16 protein-coding genes and 1 other RNA gene are annotated in these 18826 nt (G+C 36.6%); 14 read left to right on the forward strand and 3 right to left on the reverse strand.

Annotated features, from left to right (window positions below; translation table 11 throughout):
- Positions 1 to 26: 26 nt before the first annotated feature.
- Both ACFINC_RS05360 and gshB read right to left on the reverse strand, forming a co-directional pair.
- Positions 27 to 1073: a substrate-binding domain-containing protein gene (locus tag ACFINC_RS05360; RefSeq protein ID WP_375616418.1), complete on the reverse strand. Its 1047-nt coding sequence runs from the start codon at positions 1071 to 1073 to the stop codon at positions 27 to 29.
- Between the two features lie 133 nt (positions 1074 to 1206).
- Positions 1207 to 2154 (reverse strand): glutathione synthase, encoded by a 948-nt coding sequence (gene gshB / locus ACFINC_RS05365; protein ID WP_375616419.1) that lies wholly within the window; start codon positions 2152 to 2154, stop codon positions 1207 to 1209.
- 87 nt (positions 2155 to 2241) lie between these two features.
- Between gshB and ACFINC_RS05370 the strand changes: the two genes are divergently transcribed.
- Positions 2242 to 2997, forward strand: coding sequence for a molybdopterin-synthase adenylyltransferase MoeB (locus ACFINC_RS05370; protein WP_375616420.1), 756 nt, complete (start codon positions 2242 to 2244; stop codon positions 2995 to 2997).
- Between the two features lie 1555 nt (positions 2998 to 4552).
- Here the strand turns inward: ACFINC_RS05370 and ACFINC_RS05375 are convergent.
- Positions 4553 to 5116 (reverse strand): c-type cytochrome, encoded by a 564-nt coding sequence (locus tag ACFINC_RS05375; RefSeq protein WP_375616421.1) that lies wholly within the window; start codon positions 5114 to 5116, stop codon positions 4553 to 4555.
- 104 nt (positions 5117 to 5220) lie between these two features.
- On the opposite strand from ACFINC_RS05375, the gene ACFINC_RS05380 reads away from it, so the two are divergent.
- The 13 genes from ACFINC_RS05380 (at position 5221) to ybeY (ending at position 18814) form a co-directional block, all read left to right on the forward strand.
- The gene (locus ACFINC_RS05380) at positions 5221 to 5952 is read left to right on the forward strand and encodes a 3-deoxy-manno-octulosonate cytidylyltransferase (protein WP_375616422.1); all 732 of its coding nucleotides are present in this window, start codon (positions 5221 to 5223) and stop codon (positions 5950 to 5952) included.
- Complete coding sequence (locus tag ACFINC_RS05385) at positions 5949 to 6812, forward strand: prephenate dehydratase (RefSeq protein ID WP_375616423.1); 864 nt, start codon at positions 5949 to 5951, stop codon at positions 6810 to 6812. Before ACFINC_RS05380 ends, ACFINC_RS05385 begins: the two co-directional genes overlap by 4 nt.
- 550 nt (positions 6813 to 7362) lie before the next feature.
- On the forward strand, positions 7363 to 7770 hold the full coding sequence (locus ACFINC_RS05390; RefSeq protein WP_375616424.1) for a hypothetical protein: 408 nt from the start codon (positions 7363 to 7365) through the stop codon (positions 7768 to 7770).
- A gap of 1608 nt (positions 7771 to 9378) precedes the next feature.
- Positions 9379 to 9476, forward strand: an RNA gene (ffs, locus tag ACFINC_RS05395) — signal recognition particle sRNA small type.
- 219 nt (positions 9477 to 9695) lie between these two features.
- Entirely contained in the window at positions 9696 to 11636 is a 1941-nt protein-coding gene (locus ACFINC_RS05400) for a DNA polymerase III subunit gamma/tau (protein WP_375616425.1), read from the forward strand.
- Between the two features lie 14 nt (positions 11637 to 11650).
- The gene (locus ACFINC_RS05405) at positions 11651 to 11974 is read left to right on the forward strand and encodes a YbaB/EbfC family nucleoid-associated protein (RefSeq protein WP_375616426.1); all 324 of its coding nucleotides are present in this window, start codon (positions 11651 to 11653) and stop codon (positions 11972 to 11974) included.
- Between the two features lie 33 nt (positions 11975 to 12007).
- Entirely contained in the window at positions 12008 to 12613 is a 606-nt protein-coding gene (gene recR, locus ACFINC_RS05410) for a recombination mediator RecR (protein ID WP_375616427.1), read from the forward strand.
- 68 nt (positions 12614 to 12681) lie between these two features.
- On the forward strand, positions 12682 to 13710 hold the full coding sequence (locus tag ACFINC_RS05415; RefSeq protein ID WP_375616428.1) for a YeiH family protein: 1029 nt from the start codon (positions 12682 to 12684) through the stop codon (positions 13708 to 13710).
- Between the two features lie 743 nt (positions 13711 to 14453).
- Positions 14454 to 15140 (forward strand): tRNA (adenosine(37)-N6)-threonylcarbamoyltransferase complex dimerization subunit type 1 TsaB, encoded by a 687-nt coding sequence (gene tsaB / locus ACFINC_RS05420; RefSeq protein ID WP_375616429.1) that lies wholly within the window; start codon positions 14454 to 14456, stop codon positions 15138 to 15140.
- Positions 15140 to 15631 (forward strand): ribosomal protein S18-alanine N-acetyltransferase, encoded by a 492-nt coding sequence (gene rimI / locus ACFINC_RS05425; protein ID WP_375616430.1) that lies wholly within the window; start codon positions 15140 to 15142, stop codon positions 15629 to 15631. The genes tsaB and rimI overlap by 1 nt, the downstream gene beginning before the upstream one ends.
- A gap of 31 nt (positions 15632 to 15662) precedes the next feature.
- Entirely contained in the window at positions 15663 to 17039 is a 1377-nt protein-coding gene (gene miaB, locus ACFINC_RS05430; RefSeq protein ID WP_375616431.1) for a tRNA (N6-isopentenyl adenosine(37)-C2)-methylthiotransferase MiaB, read from the forward strand.
- A gap of 129 nt (positions 17040 to 17168) precedes the next feature.
- Positions 17169 to 18326, forward strand: coding sequence for a PhoH family protein (locus tag ACFINC_RS05435; RefSeq protein ID WP_375616432.1), 1158 nt, complete (start codon positions 17169 to 17171; stop codon positions 18324 to 18326).
- Positions 18323 to 18814, forward strand: a complete 492-nt coding sequence (gene ybeY, locus ACFINC_RS05440) for an rRNA maturation RNase YbeY (protein ID WP_375616433.1) — start codon at positions 18323 to 18325, stop codon at positions 18812 to 18814. The genes ACFINC_RS05435 and ybeY overlap by 4 nt, the downstream gene beginning before the upstream one ends.
- Positions 18815 to 18826 lie beyond the last annotated feature (12 nt).

Consider the following 18826-nt stretch of genomic DNA (forward strand, 5'->3'; position numbering starts at 1 on the left):
GAAATCCAACAAATTTTCCCTGCAAATTATTTCAATGTCATTACTCGACCAGCAGAAAAATCAGAACGCTGTGCTTGACGTTCCTTTTCAGAAGAAACAATCAAACCATATTCAGCCAAAGGACCCTCTGGACCAATCATTTGATCAGAAAGAAAAAAATCAACATACTCTCGCAAACCTGAAATAATACCTAAATGTGCTTTCTTAATATAGAAAAAAAGTGGACGAGAAACTGGATATTGTCCACTAGAAATCGTCTCAACTGTTGGCGCAAAACCGTTAATATCGGCAACCTTTAGCCTATCAGCATTATTTTGATAAAAAGACAAACCAAAAATACCAACCCCTGTTTTATTAGAAGTTAGACGCGCAAATGTTTCAGAATAATCACCATCAATATCAACCGCTTTTCCATCCTTACGTACCGCAATACAAGCAGTGTGTATCTCCTTATCATCCATTCCTAAAGACTTCATCACCTCAACTGCCCCACTCTCTTTACACCCCTCAATAAGTAATTTTTCCTCAAAAACTTCACGTGTCCCATGCTTCTCTCCAGGAATATACGCTGCTATCGTCCAATCAGGAAGAGCACTATTAACTGTACTCCATTTCAAAAAATTATTCGGTTGCAATTTTCCGTCTATAATAATTCGAGCAGCAAGGGCTTTATAAACATCTACTGGCTGTAATTTCCAATCAGGCCCCTTAATATCTGTTGCAAAAACAATGCCATCATACCCAATACGTATTTCCTCAACATCTTTTACACCAGCATCAAAACAAGACTGTAATTCACTCGGTTTCATTGCTCGCGAAGCATTAACAATATCAACAGTGTTCTCCCCAATACCACGGCAGAATTCCTTAATACCAGCTCCTGTTCCACCCGATTCGATAACAGGAACCTTAAAATGGGGATAAATTTCTCCAAATGTTTCAGCAACAATCTTTTGATAAGGTAAAACTGTAGATGAACCAGTAATCTGTATTTGATCGCGCGCATTGCCTCCATTTGCTGACAGCAGTAGCGCAAAAATCAATCCCACTCCAATTGATAATACTCTGTTCATCTATAAACTCCCTAAAAATTGGAAACAAAGCCTCTTAATTTATATCATACGGTCATTCTAGTTCACATTTGCAACATAACAAATATAAAAAACAACATGGATCATTTTTTTAAAACCATGTTTTTATCCTCTGTCAAATAAATTCATTTGAACGCTTGAACTCAATAACATCCCAAAACAAATGAGCAACATCTGTACCGCAGAAGCGTTTAATTTCACGAATTCCCGTAGGAGACGTCACATTGATTTCTGTTATATAATCTCCAATCACATCAATCCCCACAAAAAGAAGACCTCGTTCCTTTAAGGCTGGACCAATGCGTTCACAAATCTCATAATCACGTTTTGTTAACTCAACATTTTCCGCGCGACCTCCAACATGCATATTAGAGCGCACATCTGTTTCTGTCGGAATTCGATTAATAGCTCCAACAGGTGTACCATCAAGCAAAATAATCCTTTTATCTCCTTTTCGTACTGCCTCTAAATAGCGCTGAACAATAAAAGGTTCGTGATAAATTTCTGCAAACATTTCCAACAATGATGCTAAATTACGATCATCTTGTTTTAAATAAAAAATACCAGCGCCCCCATTTCCATAAAGTGGTTTAACAATAATATCGCCAAATGTCTCTCTAAAAGCTGTTATTTCTTCAATATCTTTGGTAATTAATGTTTCTGGCATCAGATCAGAAAATTCAGTAACAAAAATTTTTTCTGGACTGTTGCGTACCCATGCGGGATCATTCACAACGAGTGTTTTAGGATGAATACGCTCTAACAAATGGGTTGTTGTGATATAATTGAGATCAAAAGGGGGATCTTGGCGTAAAAGAACCACATCCATATCTGTTAATTCCGTGCGAACAGGCTTTTCTAATTGATAGTGGCTTCCCTCTTTATCATGTACAATCAATGGCTCTAGTCGTGCAATCACACAACCATCGCATAGAGATAAACGATCTGGTGTATAATGGAAGAGAGAATGTCCACGTTCTTGTGCTGCTAAAGCGAGTGCAAATGTCGTATCTCCCTGAATCCGAACTGTTGAAATATGATCCATCTGAATGGCAATTTTCATAAATAAATCCTCCCTATCCTAAAAGCAGACTGGTCTATGCATCATAAACTTAGTAAACAATAAAAGAACTATGACAAGAGAAAATTTATGACACAAGAAACAGATACAAAATTAAGCAACGAAGAAATCGAACGCTATGCACGCCACATCATTTTGCCTGAGATTGGTGGTGCAGGGCAACAAAAGCTAAAAAAAGCACGTGTTCTTGTTGTGGGCGCTGGTGGTCTTGGGGCTCCTGTCTTAACCTATTTGGCTGCCGCAGGTGTTGGAACCCTTGGAATTATCGATAACGACATCGTTTCACTTTCCAATTTACAACGCCAAGTTATTCATAAAACAAATGCAATCAACAAAAGCAAAACAGACAGCGCTGAAACCACTATAAAAGCAATAAACCCCCATGTCGTAGTTGAAAAATACCCCCTACGCTTAGATAACAGTAATGTGGATAAACTGCTCAATGCTTACCACATCATTGTTGATGGAAGTGATAACTTTACGACACGCTATCTTCTTGCTGATCACGCTGCCCAATGTAAAAAACCTTTGATAAGTGGTGCTGTAGAACGTTTTAATGGCTCATTAACCGTCCTTATGCCATATAAAGACAATAATCCTCACTATCGCGATTTATTCCCCACCCCTCCTGCTCCCAATACTATTCCAACATGCGCTGAAGCTGGAATCATTGGTATTTTACCTGGCGTTATTGGAACCCTACAAGCAATGGAAGTTATTAAAATGATCACAAACATCGGAGAGCCATTAGTAGGAAAGATTCTTCTCTATAATGGATTATTAGCGCAATTTAATATTATTACTTATAAACGCTCAAATTATTAAAGAAAATGCCGTAGCTCTTAAGAATTTTGGAGAATCTTGATGATGTTCTCTCTTCTGTTCTCTTATATTCTTTTAGCATATTCTAAAACTGGAAATAGCGATATTTTACTTAGCGCCATTGGAACTCTACATGCAATGAAAACTATTAATCTTATCGCAAATATTGAAAACCTTTTGTAGAAAAAATCCTTCTTTATAATGAATTATCAGCGTAATTTCATGTCATCTTTTATAAACGATTAGATATTCGTGCAAACGTAGCTGCCATCAGTGTTCTTATGTAAAGAATTTTTGAGGGGAATAAAAATACACTCAGCAGGACCATATTCAACTCTCTCTCCATTCACGCATAATAACCTCTTCATGTGACAGCGCTTTAATAACTCTAAATCATACCCCATAAACAGATAACCTCGTGATACTTTAGTTATTAATGATGTAAAAATGTCTGCACGCTTGCATCAAGACAAAACGTTTAGTTTATCAAACATCAGAGCAATCCATTTGCTCTGTTCCTAAAAAATACAGAGGTAATAATGGCGCATAGAAGAGAAAAGATTAACTTCACGCAGAGCTTCAATCATAAAATCATCGCATTCAAAAGTAAAAAATTGTAGTTCATAAATTGACAATTCTTCAGCAATAATTTCACTTACAAGTATATGTGGAGAAAGTGAAGCAAACCAATCTTAAAAAAAATCTGAATACTCCTCCATAAAGAACGTATTTTCTTATAAATAAAATTGCTCATGTCAATATTATAAAAAGTGATCTGCACCTTAAAAAACAACATTCGTATAAGTGTAAACTCCAATGTTGTTTTTCCTGAGATCTCTCTGTATAATTTCAAGTGTTTAACCAACACGAATTATAATATCTGTACCCTAACAGCATCACATAATCCTTTTATTCACTGTAAAAATTCTTTTTAACTAGGAACCAAACACAAATTTTTACTTTGCACCAGATAGGTGCATTCCTATCTGTTTAAAGAAGTTGTCCCTTAGATTTATTGCCAACAATTTCTTTTGTATGCTGTTAGAAATTTTAGAATTCTTGATTTGTTGGACCATTTTCAATAATTTTTTTCCTCATCACAGACACACACTGATTTATAATCTATTGCTTCATATATTAAGTGAGCGCCTCAAATACCGTAATTTTTTTTATTTCATTTCTTTATATTCACTCAATCAAATCACACCCCATAAGGGGGAATAGCATGTGAATAAAAATATGTAAAACAGAAGTAAAAATGCCCTTTATAAACTATCTGAATAAACAAAGACTATTGCAACATTAGGAACTGGAATAATATGATGGAGCCCTATAGATTATCCCATTCACGAGTGCCATCGTGAAATGGGCGTGGGAAGCATCGAGAAAAATCTCTTTAAAAAAAGTGGGTGAATGTGCAAGGTTAAATATGTTCTGTTTTGCAATGAGAGAAGTGTTTCCCTTATTAAAACATCGGTAAGAGCTCTTTTGATAAAACCTTGAAATCAAAATTACAAAAAAATAGACTTCTTTCTAAACTAAACATCTATAATGTACGTTATTTTGGCTCGTTCGCTTTGTTATTATCCATTGGTAAAGGAACGGGATGATCCGATAGACTGCGTAAATAAAGCAAAAGATCGGCACGATCTTGGTCATTTTTAATTCCACGAAAAGACATAATGGTCCCCGGAAATGCTTCACGTGGAGAACGCAGATAACGATCTAACGTTACAAAATCCCATTTTTGATCAGAGTGCGCACGCAATACCCGTGAATATGCAAAACCTGCTGCTGATGCCAAAGGGCGGTCAACAATTTCCCAAAGAACTGGACCTACACGCCCTGCTTCATTGCGTCCAGAAGTATGGCATATGGCACATTGGCGAAAAACTTTACGCCCATTTTCAAAATTACCTTGTTGAAGGCGGCTATTTAGTGATAGAGAAACATCAGTTGCTTTCTGTTTTTCTTTAAATATATCGTTCTTGGTAACTGTATGATAATATTGAACCGATGTAGGCTGATCATAAACTATATTGCTGAGTGTGGAAATTCCCACAACAATGACCAACACACATAAACAAGCAGAAACAAAATAGATAACTCTCCAGCGATTCATAAAAACTCAAATGTTCATGGTTTCATTACCATTTTTAGTATAAGCTTTTTCTTTATAACACACAACATCCTAAATGCACCACAGACGACGTTTGGAATCTTGCAATGGCTCTTGAACCAATTATTCTTATTCCTGCCCGTATGGGCTCAACCCGTCTACCTCAAAAAGCTCTCGCTGAAATCGCTGGAAAGCCGATGATTGTTCATGTCGCAGAACAAGCAAAAAAAGCCGCATTAGGTCGAACCATCGTTGCAACAGATCATCATGATATTGCTGAAGCCGTTACAGCTTATGGACATGAATACATCATGACATCTTGTGATCATAAGTCTGGATCTGATCGTATTTATGAAGCTTTAATGCGCATTGATCCTGCACAACGCTACAACGCCATTTTAAATATACAAGGTGACCTCCCAACGATAACGCCTCATGAAATCATTCATGCACTACGCCCTTTAGAAAATAGCTTTACCGATATTGCAACCTTGGGTGCTCAAATCATTGAAGAAAATGAAACAAGAGATCCCAATGTTGTCAAGATCATTGGGACACCGCTTTCTCAAAATCGCCTTCGTGCTCTTTATTTTACTCGCGCCACAGCACCCTATGGAGATGGTCCTCTTTATCACCATATTGGAATATACGCCTATAGGCGCGAAGCACTTGAGAAATTTGTATCATTCAAACCCTCGCCACTTGAGCAACGTGAAAAACTTGAACAATTACGCGCATTAGAGCATAACATGCGTATTGATGTAGAAATAGTGGATACAATCCCCTTAAGCGTCGATACACAACGTGATCTTGAAAGGGTACGAAAAATTTTAGCATGAAGACACTTAAAAAAACCAATAAAATTTCCTTCCAAGGAGAATACGGCGCCAATTCTCATACAGCGTGCCTCAATATGTTTCCCAATATGGATGCTGTACCCTCTACTACTTTTGAAGATGCGCTCAACTTAGTGGAAAACGGGCAAGCTGATCTTGCTATGATTCCTATTGAAAATACTCTTGCTGGCCGTGTTGCGGATATTCATCACCTCTTACCGCACTCTTCCCTTTATATCATTGGTGAGTATTTTTTGCCTATCCATTTTCAACTCATGGTTCTACCAGGTGTTACACATGATGAAATTAAAACCGTCCACAGTCATACGCATGCCCTAGCACAATGCCGAAAAATCATACGAAACAATGGTTGGGAACCTGTTGTTTCTGCGGATACCGCTGGAGCTGCAAAGTTTATAAAAAAAAGTGCTCAACGTTCACAAGCGGCCTTAGCGCCTCTGATAGCAGCAGAACTCTACGGACTTGATATTCTTGAAAAAAATGTTGAAGATAGTCCTCATAATATTACTCGTTTTGTCATCCTTTCGCGTTCTCAAAAACGTGTGCCCAAACCCCAAAATGGCGAAAAAATCATCACAAGTCTTCTTTTTCGCGTGCGCAATGTCCCTGCAGCCCTTTATAAAACACTAGGAGGATTTGCGACGAATGGTATTAATATGACAAAATTAGAAAGCTATCAAATTGGTGGAAATTTCAATGCAACACAATTCTTTGTTGACATTGAAGGACATCCTGAAGATCCTATGATGAAACTTGCCTTAGAAGAGTTGTCTTTCTTTTCTGCAGAATTGCGCATTATCGGTACTTATCCAGCACAAAATGATCGAGCATCGCATATATAAAAGAAATTAAGCTACCATCATTTTTTGCTTATATCGAAAAGAATCGTAACAATCCCATGACGTAATGTGTCTTGGAGAAACTCGTTTTTTCTCATAAACATCCTTCATGAACACTAAAGAAGAAAAAACAACGCATAACAGAATATATAAATTATTTTCATAATATTTTCTCACAAATTATATCATGAAAAACAGCAATTTAACTCGTACAAAGACCAATATTAAAGAAACTCTAGCAAAAACAGGAAATAAAACGCTTGTACCATCTATTTCACTTTCATATATCAAGAAAATTCTTGCGAAGGATCATTTCCTATGACAATTTATTCCAATAAAAATAATGAACTTCTAATTTAAGTCTAAAAATAATGTAAATTATCCATCAGAGTATATGCATAACAGAGCATTCAAACCTCTGAGAGAAGTCATTCTGGACATGATTTAAAGCTAGAAAATGCAACTTATCCCTACTTTTGATATTAAATTCTAACTTTCATATTTATAAAAACTGATTTATAATTCATCCTGTTTTAAGAAAAAAGAGAGGATAATGAAAAAAATCTTCACGCAAGGATTGTTAGCTGCAAATATTCTCGTCTACTCTAGTGTTGCATTTGCTGGTTTTGGTGAGAACAAATGGTTTTTTGCGCCAGATGAAAGTGTTACAATTATCCCCTCCGATATAGTCCGTCAAGGAGCTGAATATTCTTGCGAGGTGTTTGAACCGAAGAAAGTATCCTTTACTTTATCGTACTCCACTCCTTCCGATTTAAACAAATTGAAAATTGTTGGTGATGATGAAAAGAAAATAACCCATGATAAAGAAAAAAAGATCTTTACCCTAAAAAATATAAAATCTCTTCATATAAGTTTTCCTTCGTCAGGACATTATATTTTTAAAAATATTACGAAGAAAAAAGTTATTGGAACACATTGTGACACAGGAGATTATGATTAACAATATTTCTATAGCATCTAAATTTGAGTAGAGTTATTCTTTTTTCAGGTGTTTTTTTTCAAAATAGGGCATAATGAGCTATTAAAACTTATCGCTGAAGAGGTGTTTTGTACTGATATAGAAAACCTTAAGCTGCTCATAAGGTTAGATATTAAAGAACTTTTGCGACAACTAAATGACTAAACTTAAATTGTTCTGTACTCTCTACCATCAGAGCTAAGTTTTAAATAAGAATATAACTTTTACCTTCGCAACTGCTTCATTTTAAATAATATAAAGCACACCATACAGAAATCGCTTATAGATTAAGAAGAGAAGAAAAAATTTCTTTATAGACGTATTCCTCACTGCATTTTTAATCATATTCATTCAAGCTTTTTGTAAAAAACTCATCTCGCTTTTCTCTTCTCTTTAAAAAATCTAATTATTTAAAGCTATAAAATGTCGTGTATATAAAATACCGTTTTTACAGTTATGAAGTCATAAATCTGTGCCACCCTTATTATTCTATAGCTTTTAATGCTGCATCTCTTGCATAAGTACAGCCCTTAAAAGATATATGAAATCTTTCTCAAATAACGGGAACTCATACATTGATCTATTTTGTGATGAGTATCAATGTTTTTTAATTAAGAAAATAAGCACTCAAGAAAAAAGAGCGGTAACATCTACTCAGTTTACATTCATATATGTTAAAAGAAAAAATATTACGTACTTGATATGCTCATTCACTATAGAAATGATGAAATTTTCTTATAAGTCAAAATATTGATTTATAAATATAATTCTCTGTTCTGCATATTGAATGAGAGTCCCGAATATCGTAAGATTCTCTCATTTCAAACTTGTTTATCTTGAATCAATCAAAACCATCTCCTTGCACGTCACAAGTGGGATGAGTGTGGGGATAAAAACTGTATAAGAAAGGAGTAAAAATGGCTTTTATGAACCGTCTTAAGTGCCAAGGGTTGTTGCAACACCCACGAGTTGGCAAATATTAATGATGGTGCCGGCGTGCTTCTTCACAAACGTAAAGATGGAATTTCTCAATGGATTTATACCTCAGAAGCAGTATGTATACACTTTACAAGTGATGTGATGAAATCGAATTAACAGTATTGAAAAATATTTCTTGTAAAAGCATGTGAATGTACAACATTAAATGTATTCTGTTTGAGGTGCTCTGTTTTGTATGAGGAGAGCGATACTATTAAATTAGTATTTATAATTATTCATCAACAATATTCTTCCTCTAAATTTCTTATTTTAACTCACTGCACGATTTATATGCTTTATTTTCCTTTTTTGCCGTTGCAAATTCTCAATGATTCAACTTCGTAATTTTAGAACAGACGGAGTTATCCTAAAACTCTTATAGGCAGGTTTGAACGAACGATTATAATTATACATTCAGATTATCTTAAACGAAGAAAATATTTTCATCCCCAATAAATATGAAGAACTCCTGCTATGAAGACTGATAAGTCCTCAATCTCTTTGTTGTTTATATGTCAATAAATTAAACGCAAAGGAAAATTCTTTGTCGTTCTGAAGATATTTTTCGTTTCTGAGCTTGATTTTTCATTCCAAATCGACAATATGAACTTGGGAGGTTGGTGGTGGACGAACTACTCGCCAACTGGGTCAGGTCTGGAAAGAAGCAGCCCCAACGGGTTCTGGTACGGGTCATCGTGCCGACCTCCTATTTTGCTGAAGAAATTATTTTTATGCTGTCTTTTAGCGAGGTATTTTTAATCTTCAGAGTGGCTGTATGCAGTGAGTAGAGGGTTTTGATTGTCTTTAAATAAAGGCTCCCATAAATAATTTGATTAAGAAAAAATCCTTTTATATGAGAGTACAGTATTGACCTATGCTTTTGTATTATCAAAATATACGCATAACAAACTTCGAAGTTGGAAACATTCATGGAAAGTGTACCGGTAGAAACAGCCTATCGTGTTCTTGCTCGTAAATATCGACCACAAAACTTCTCTGATCTCATTGGTCAAGAAGCTATGGTGCGTACTCTCACCAATGCCTTCGAAAAAGGTCGTATTGCACAAGCGTGGATGTTAACAGGAATTCGTGGCGTAGGTAAAACCACAACAGCACGTGTTTTGGCACGTGCGCTCAATTATAAAACAAAAGATATTGACCAACCAACAACCATATTAGACTCTCTTGGTGAACATTGCGTACAAATTATCGAAGGACGCCATATTGATGTTATAGAAATGGATGCCGCTTCTCATACGGGCATTGACGATATTCGTGAAATTATTGAACAAATACGCTATCGTCCTGTTTCTGCGCGTTATAAGGTTTATATTATCGATGAAGTCCATATGCTCTCAACACAAGCCTTTAATGGTTTGTTGAAAACTCTTGAAGAACCACCATCCCATGTAAAATTTATTTTTGCCACAACAGAAATTCGCAAAGTTCCTATTACAATCCTTTCACGTTGCCAACGTTTCGATTTGCGACGTATTGAATCAAAAGCTTTGAGTGCGCATTTGCGCCAAATTGCAAAATATGAAAAGGTAGAAGTAGAAGAGCAAGCACTCTCTATGATTGTTCGTGCTGCAGAAGGCTCTGCACGTGATGCATTATCCATTTTTGATCAAGCGATTGCCCATAGCAATGGCAATGTTAATGCTGTTGAAGTGCGTACAATGTTAGGGTTAGCTGATCAAGCACGTATTATCGATCTCTTTGAATTTATCATGAAGGGTAATGTTGTCAATGCATTACATGAATTACGCAGTCAATATGATGCAGGTGCTGATCCTCTTACTATATTGACAGAACTAGCCGATTTTAATCATCTGGTCACACGTTTACGTTTTACACCAGAAATAGTGGAAGATTTCTCACTAACTGAAGAACAACGTTTAAGAAGTTTAGACTTTTCAAAAAAACTTTCCGTTCCTGTTTTATCCCGAAACTGGCAAATGTTACTCAAAGGCTTACAGGAAGTTAATCAAACTGCACGTCCACTTCAAGCCGCTGAAATGCTTTTAATTCGTCTTGCTCACACGGCTGACCTACCAACTCTTGATGAAGCTTTAAAAAAGCTTACGCAAGAAAAAACACCCCTCACACTCGTTACAAACTCTTCTCATCAAGAATCTACGAATGCAAATAATATAACAAAAGAAACAACAGTCGATGCCCATACTTTCTCAAGCGTTACCAATACATTACCCGATCTATCAGATTTAAAAACATCCTTGAAAAGCCAATTAGATAATTCCTTACAACCGGAAAATTTAGTTAAAAATCAAACTCCTGAAAAAACCAACGCCCACGAAGTAACAAAAACTCTTGAAACTTTTCAATCTACTGATCTTTCTGAAAAGATTGAAAATTTATCGCATTGTGTCACACAAATAACAGAAGAGATTGCTGAACCTAAAACTCTAGTGATTAATTCCTTGCACGATATTGTTAAATTAGCTGAACAGCATAATGATGTTCCTTTCAAACTCCTTGTTAAAGAATTTGTTCATCCTGTTTCTTTTGATGCTGGGCATATTACCTTAAGACTTTCTGAAAATACTCCACAATTTCTTGCTCATGATATAGAAAAAAAAATATCTCAATGGACTAAAAAACGCTGGACAATAGCTTTTGTCAATGAAGGAGGTGGCCCAACCTTACAGGAGGAAAGTATAGCGATTCAAAAGACTCTTTTTTCCAAAGCAGAGACAGATCCTGACATCGCAAAAATCCTTAATCATTTCCCAGAAGCAAAAATTGTCGATATTCGACTCAATAAAAAAGAAAATGATCTTGATTTACTTCCTAATACCTTTAAAAATGCTGATATTTTTCAAAATAACAGTAATATCAATGATGAATAAGGATACCTCTTCCTATGCGTGAAATGATGAGCATGATGAAAAAAGCCAAAGAAATGCAAGAAAAAATGCAGCAAATTCAAGAGGAAATGGCGAATTTACAAGTGGTTGGTGTTGCCGGCGGTGGGCTTGTCAGTGTTACATTAAACGGCAAAAATACCATAACCGACATCCAAATTGACCCTTCATTACTCAAACCGGAGGAATCTGAAATTCTTGAAGACCTTGTTATGGCAGCCCATAATGAAGCCAAAGCAAAAATTGAAATAGCTATGGAAGAAAAAACTAAAAGCATGACAGCAGGGCTACCACTCCCATCAGGTTTCAAGCTTCCATTTTAATGAATCCGATTTTTTCCGTGGAACAAAAAAAATATGTCTAAATACATTGCAGGACCTGAGATTGAACGTCTCATTCAAATTTTAGCACGAATACCAGGTCTTGGTCCACGTTCGGCACGTCGTGCTGCGCTTCATCTTATCAAAAAAAAGGAGACATTGCTGGAGCCTTTAGGAGCAGCAATACAAGCAGCTATAGAAAAAGTCGGCATTTGTTCTGTTTGTGGAAATGTCGATACTGTTGATCCTTGTTCAATTTGTACAGATTCGCGCCGCGATGATACAACAATCATCGTTGTTGAGGATATTGCTGATCTGTGGGCTCTTGAGCGCGCAAAAACTTTAGCCGCACGTTACCATGTGTTGGGTGGACGACTCTCCCCCTTAGATGGAATAGGTCCTGACGAACTCAACATTGCCACCTTAATACAACGTGTTGTACAAAACCCTATTACGGAGATTATTCTTGCTGTCAATGCGACTGTCGAAGGACAAACAACTGCTCACTATATTACCGATCAGCTTTCTAATTTTTCAGTTAAAATTACGCGACTTGCTCATGGTGTTCCTGTAGGAGGCGAGCTTGATTATCTTGATGACGGAACTTTAGCAGCAGCTGTACAAGCACGAACGAATCTTTAAAAATTTCTTTCTCTTACCTGTTATCTCGTTTTATTTACTATCATTTCTTTTTATGGGGAAATATTAAAATGATCAAAAAACATCTCTCACTTTTAAACGACTTTGGTCCTGGTATTTTAGTATGTTTACTCATATCAGCCTTAGCTTATGGTTTAGAAGTTGTAGAAAAACAGCTTTTCGCAGAAGCATGGCTTGAAAGCCTTGTTTTGGCAATTCTTGTAGGATCGATTATCCGTAGTTGTTTTCCTTTGCCAACATATTTTCAAAAAGGTATCACCTTTTGTGCAAAAACACTTCTCGAAATTGCTATCGTTCTTCTAGGAGCAAGCATTAGCATTAACGCAGTCCTTTCAGCTGGCTGGAATTTGCTTGCTAGTATCATATTCGTGATATTCGTAACGATTATCCTGAGCTTTGCCATCGGCCGACTTTTCGGGCTTTCCACACATTTAGCAATGCTGGTCGCTTGTGGGAATGCTATTTGTGGCAATTCAGCTATTGTTGCCGTTGCACCTGTCATAAAAGCAAAACATGACGATGTAGCCGCATCAATTGCTTTTACCGCTCTTTTAGGGGTTCTTATTATTTTATTTCTACCCTTTTTACATCCATCTTTGAATTTGTCATTTAGCCAATATGGCGTGCTTGCTGGCATGGTTGTTTATGCTGTACCGCAAGTTTTGGCAGCAACAGCATCTATCTCTTTTGTAAGCGTCCAAATTGCAACAATTGTCAAATTAGTACGGGTTCTCATGTTAGGCCCTGTTATTTTTACTCTATCAATCATTTATCGCCGATCAGCACAAACACGCTTGCGTTTACATACCCTCGTCCCATGGTTTATCATTGGCTTTATTATCATGATGCTTGTTCGCTCAAGTGGTCTTATCCCTGAAAAGGCTATCAATCCCATCAAATTTATTGCCCAGTTGTTTACTGTTATCTCAATGGCTGCACTAGGATTAGGTGTTGATATCCGATCACTAAAAAAAGCAGGATGGCGCGTCATTTTGGCTTCAACCTGCTCCATAATTATTCTCGGTATTTGTAGCCTTATCATGATACAATTGAATGATTTAAATCATATAACATTTTAAAATGTGCATTGATTATTATTTTTTCAACGTAGTATGCAATCAACCCAAAGTCCTCATTATTATTAAAATCAGTTCTTTCATAAACCAGAAAAAGTTCTAAAATACTGCTCATTATTCTATATTCTATACAAAAAATTGAAAGAGCTGATATTTAAGTGAAAACTGTCAAATTTGTTTTTCAGTCCATAATGATTTGCAACGGGGTAGTATCAAAATATGTAACTCATACAAAACAATGCCATTTCTTTCATCTTCTCTCATTACGCTGAGGTTTTTATACAAAGACGGATAGAATATGTTCTTATTTGGAAAAAATGTGGGATCATAACTTTTCCTCTTTTAAATTACTTTTACTTACTATGTAATACAAGTAGCATCAACGTACTATTTGATAGCTTACAAGTTGTGACAACTCTTACATTTAAACGATTCGTGAAAGGAGTTTTTATTCTTTTCTTCAACAGTTTTGATTCATACACTAACTCCGCTTGCTAATATATAAGCTAATAACTTTAATTGTTTCACCATAAGTAGATTTAAAATAAGAGAATCTTACAATACTCAAGGTACTCATTCAAAAAGTGAAAAAATAAGGATTAAATCAACATCTCGTTCTATCCCATAAAAAGATATTGTTGCTTATTGGCACTAGTAACTTTCTTACAAATGAAATATACGATAATGAAAAGATTAAAAATACAGCAGGACTTTTATTTATCGTTTTATTCAACTAAAATATTTTTATGCTTATCCTTGCCATAGATACTGCTTCAATTTATTGTGCTGTTGCGCTTATTCGTCATAAATCTGTTATTGCGCGTATCAATGAGCGCATGAACAAAGGACATGCTGAAAAACTTATTGGGCAGATTACACAAATAATGACACAAGCCAATATGACGCTTGATCAAGTTGAGCGTATTGCTGTCAATATTGGACCTGGATCATTTACTGGTGTACGTGTCGGTGTTGCAACAGCGCGCGCTTTGGCATTAGCACTTGAAATACCAGCTATTGGAGTGAGTGCTCTTGAAGCGTTAGCAGCACAAATCATAAACAGCAAAAGTACAGTATCGGCAATTACTGTTGTCATTGAAGCAGGGAGAGGGATGTTCTACCATCAAAATTTTCATAATGATCTTACACCTTTGGGAGAGCCGGGATTAAAAACAATTGAAAATATCCTCGAAGATTTGCCCAAAAAAACCCGACTGACTGGTCCAGCTGCTGATGTCGTTGTGCAGCATATTAAAAAACATAAAATAAACGAAAAAATTATCCTAGAAAAAATCCCCTGCGAAGCAGCTGATATTGTAAACTATGCTTATCTTGCCGCCAAAAAACAACCACAAAATTCACCTCGCCCACTCTATCTACGCAGCGCTGATGCAAAACAACAAACCAATTTTGCTTTACCACGAAAAAAATAATGTCCAAATTTTCATTGACAAAAAAGAATTTTGGAATTGCTCCGCTACAAGTTCATGATAGTGCTGCTCTTCATCAAATTCATCAACATTGTTTTACCCCGTCTTGGGGAAAACAAGCTTTTGATAATTTCTTAACAGATCACTCTATCTTTGGGTACAAAGTCTTTCTCATTGATCGCTCTGATCAAATTTTAGGCTTTTGTCTCTGCCGTCTCATCCTTGATGAAGCAGAAATCATCACAATTGCTGTTCATCCTCATTATCGTCAACAAGGAATTGGTACCTTTCTTATCGATCGTACAGTTTGCCATCTTCACGACAAGGGCGCCATAAAATTATTTTTGGAAGTAGAAGCCACAAACCTTTCTGCTTTGAACCTTTATCAACGCTTCAAATTTCAAAAAATTTCTGAACGTCCTGCCTACTACCTATCAAAAAATGGTCGTGGTGATGCAATTATCATGCAAAAAACTTTTAAGCAAATAGATTGAGATTTGTGTAAAAAACATTTACACATGCGCTATGAATAAAGTAAATCCTAAAAATACGCCTCCTGTTGCTCCTAAAAAGGTTTTTATCAAAACTTATGGATGTCAAATGAATGTTTATGATAGCCAACGGATGACTGATAGTCTCAGTTCACAAGGCTATGTGACAACACAAACGCCAATTGATGCCGATCTTATTCTTGTTAATACCTGTCATATTCGTGAAAAAGCAGCAGAAAAACTTTATTCTGATCTCGGTCGTTTGCGCGTTATGCGTCAAGAGCGCGCACCTGATAAACCCTTGACAGTTGGTGTAACAGGTTGTGTTGCACAAGCTGAGGGAAGTGAAATCTTGCGCCGTGCTCCAATAGTGGACCTCGTTATTGGTCCGCAAATGTATCATCACTTGCCAGAATTATTAGAAAAAGCCAAACAAGGAAAAAAAATTATCGAAACAGACTATGCTGTTGAAGATAAATTTGCTCATTTGCCGCCTCATAATAAACATGCAGTAAGAAAACGGGGTGTTAGCGCATTTTTAACAGTACAGGAAGGGTGCGATAAATTTTGTACTTTTTGTGTTGTTCCCTATACACGGGGTGCTGAAATATCACGGTCTGTCGAGCAAATTACCGAGGAAGCCCGCCAACTTATTGAAGCTGGTGTTAAAGAGATTACGCTCCTTGGACAAAATGTCAATGGTTGGCATGGACAAAGTGCTGATGGCAAAACTTGGCGTCTTGGCGATCTTCTTTATCATCTCGCAAAACTTGATGGTTTAAAGCGTTTGCGTTACACAACCAGCCACCCGCGTGATATGGACGATAGCCTTATTGCCGCGCATCGAGATCTTGATATGTTAATGCCTTACCTCCATCTGCCTGTTCAATCAGGTTCAGATCGCATCTTAAAAGCCATGAACCGACAACACAAAAGTTCTCATTATCTTCATCTTATCGAAAAAATTCGGACTGCACGGCCAGATATTGCCTTTTCAGGCGATTTTATTGTAGGGTTTCCAGGAGAAACAGATGAAGATTTTGAAGAAACCATTAAACTTATTCAACAAGTGCAGTACAGTTCAGCTTATTCTTTTAAATATTCCCCCCGACCTGGAACAGTGGGCGCTACAATGAAAAATCATGTTGATGAATCTGTAAAAGATGCCCGACTTCAACATTTACAGCACCTGCTCCTTGAGCAACAAAATGTGTTCTTGCGTTCTAAAATTGGTCAAAAAACGAACGTTCTTATCGAAAAACCTGGGCGTCACTCAGGGCAAATGGTAGGGCGTTCCCCTTGGCTTTTACCTGTTGTCGTCGATACAGAAGCCTCTACGGGCACCGTAATAGAAATTCATATTAAAAATGCAAGTTCGAACAGTTTTGTCGGGGAAGTAACCAATAGATAGCCATGCCTCTAACACCTTGCTCACAATAAATATTTTGGAAAACTCTTTTATTTTAAAAGAAAATGATTACATCTAAAGCGTGCACTTTTGCGAAAGAGAGTTTGTCTTTTATAGAGTTTACTCAAAAAGATGTGTGGTATTTATGTAGAGATGGAGAATAGGCTGAAAGCTTCAACCGAAAAAATAAAGCGCGTTAAAGAAAACGTAAATATTGCCCTTGAAAAGACTGATCCCTTGGAACAAGTAAACGCTTCAGATACAAGCCAAGTTGTTTTGATTTTTGAAAACAATAAATATGCAAAAGTGGTTTTTGGTAAATTTGACGAAAATCTTGCTTATATCGGAAAAAAACTTGAACTCAGTATTCATCCGCGTGGTAATGAAGTCTTAATCCATGGAAGTATTTCTGTTATAAAACGTGCACAATATGTATTGCAGCAGCTTTATGAACGTGCAAAAACACATCAAGAGCTCACTTTATCAGATATAAAAGGAGCGATTGCTATGGCAAGTATACCAAAAAAGCAGAAAGAAGACACAATAACACACCAATCTGCAACAAAAAGTACACCAGCACAGTTGAGAACTCATAAAAAAATAATTCATGCACGGACTCCAACACAAGATGCTTACATCCACGCTATGGAGCACACGGAACTTGTGTTTGGTGTAGGTCCAGCAGGAACAGGCAAAACGTATCTTGCTGTTGCTCATGCCGCAATGCTTCTAGAACGTGGTATCATTGAGCGAATTATTCTCTCACGTCCTGCTGTTGAAGCTGGAGAACATCTTGGTTTTCTTCCCGGTGATCTCAAAGAAAAAGTTGACCCATATTTAAGACCACTTTATGATGCTCTTTATGATATGATGCCTGCTAAAAAAATAGAACGTATCTTAGCTTCTGGTGTCATAGAAATTGCTCCTCTTGCCTTTATGCGCGGACGAACACTTGCCCATGCTGCTATTATTCTTGATGAAGCACAAAATACTACGCCCATGCAAATGAAGATGTTCCTCACACGTCTTGGAGAAGGAGCGCGTATGATTGTTACCGGTGATGTAAGCCAAATTGATTTGCCTACAGGGCAAAAATCAGGTCTCACTGAAGCAATCCGCATTCTTTCAAATGTAGAAAATATTGCAATTGTGCGTTTTGAGGAAAAAGATGTTGTACGCCACCCGCTTGTTACTGCTATCGTTCGCGCTTATGATCGTGATTCTAGAATACACAATAAAAAAAAATCACTCGCGTGCGACACATTAAAAAATGAATTTGATTCATCATGATTATTATTGATATAATGATTAAAAGCACAGGGTGGAATGATGAGGAAATGCTTTATAATATCACCGAAAAAGCATTAACGACAACAATGCATCATGTTTCATTGGAAAATGTTGTAAGCGAAATTAGCCTGCTTTTTACGGATGATGAACATATGGCACAAATCAATGCACAATGGCGCAATAAAAACAAATCCACCAATGTATTATCCTTTCCTGCTTTTCCCCTTAAAGCTGGAAATCCTCCTGGTCCCATAATGGGTGATATTATTATTGCACGAGAAACTGTTGTTCTCGAAGCGGAGAAAGAAGGAAAAACATTTCAAGACCACTTAATGCATATGATTGTTCATGGCATCTTGCATCTGCTTGGTTATGACCATGAAACTGATAATGAAGCACATCAAATGGAAAAGCTTGAAAGAGAAATTCTTCAAAAGCTTTCCATAAAAGATCCTTACGCTGAATTGTCTATAAATGATAAAATTTAACTTTTAAAATTA

Origin of the sequence: Bartonella sp. AP58NXGY (assembly GCF_042195785.1) — a bacterium.
Taxonomy (GTDB): domain Bacteria; phylum Pseudomonadota; class Alphaproteobacteria; order Rhizobiales; family Rhizobiaceae; genus Bartonella.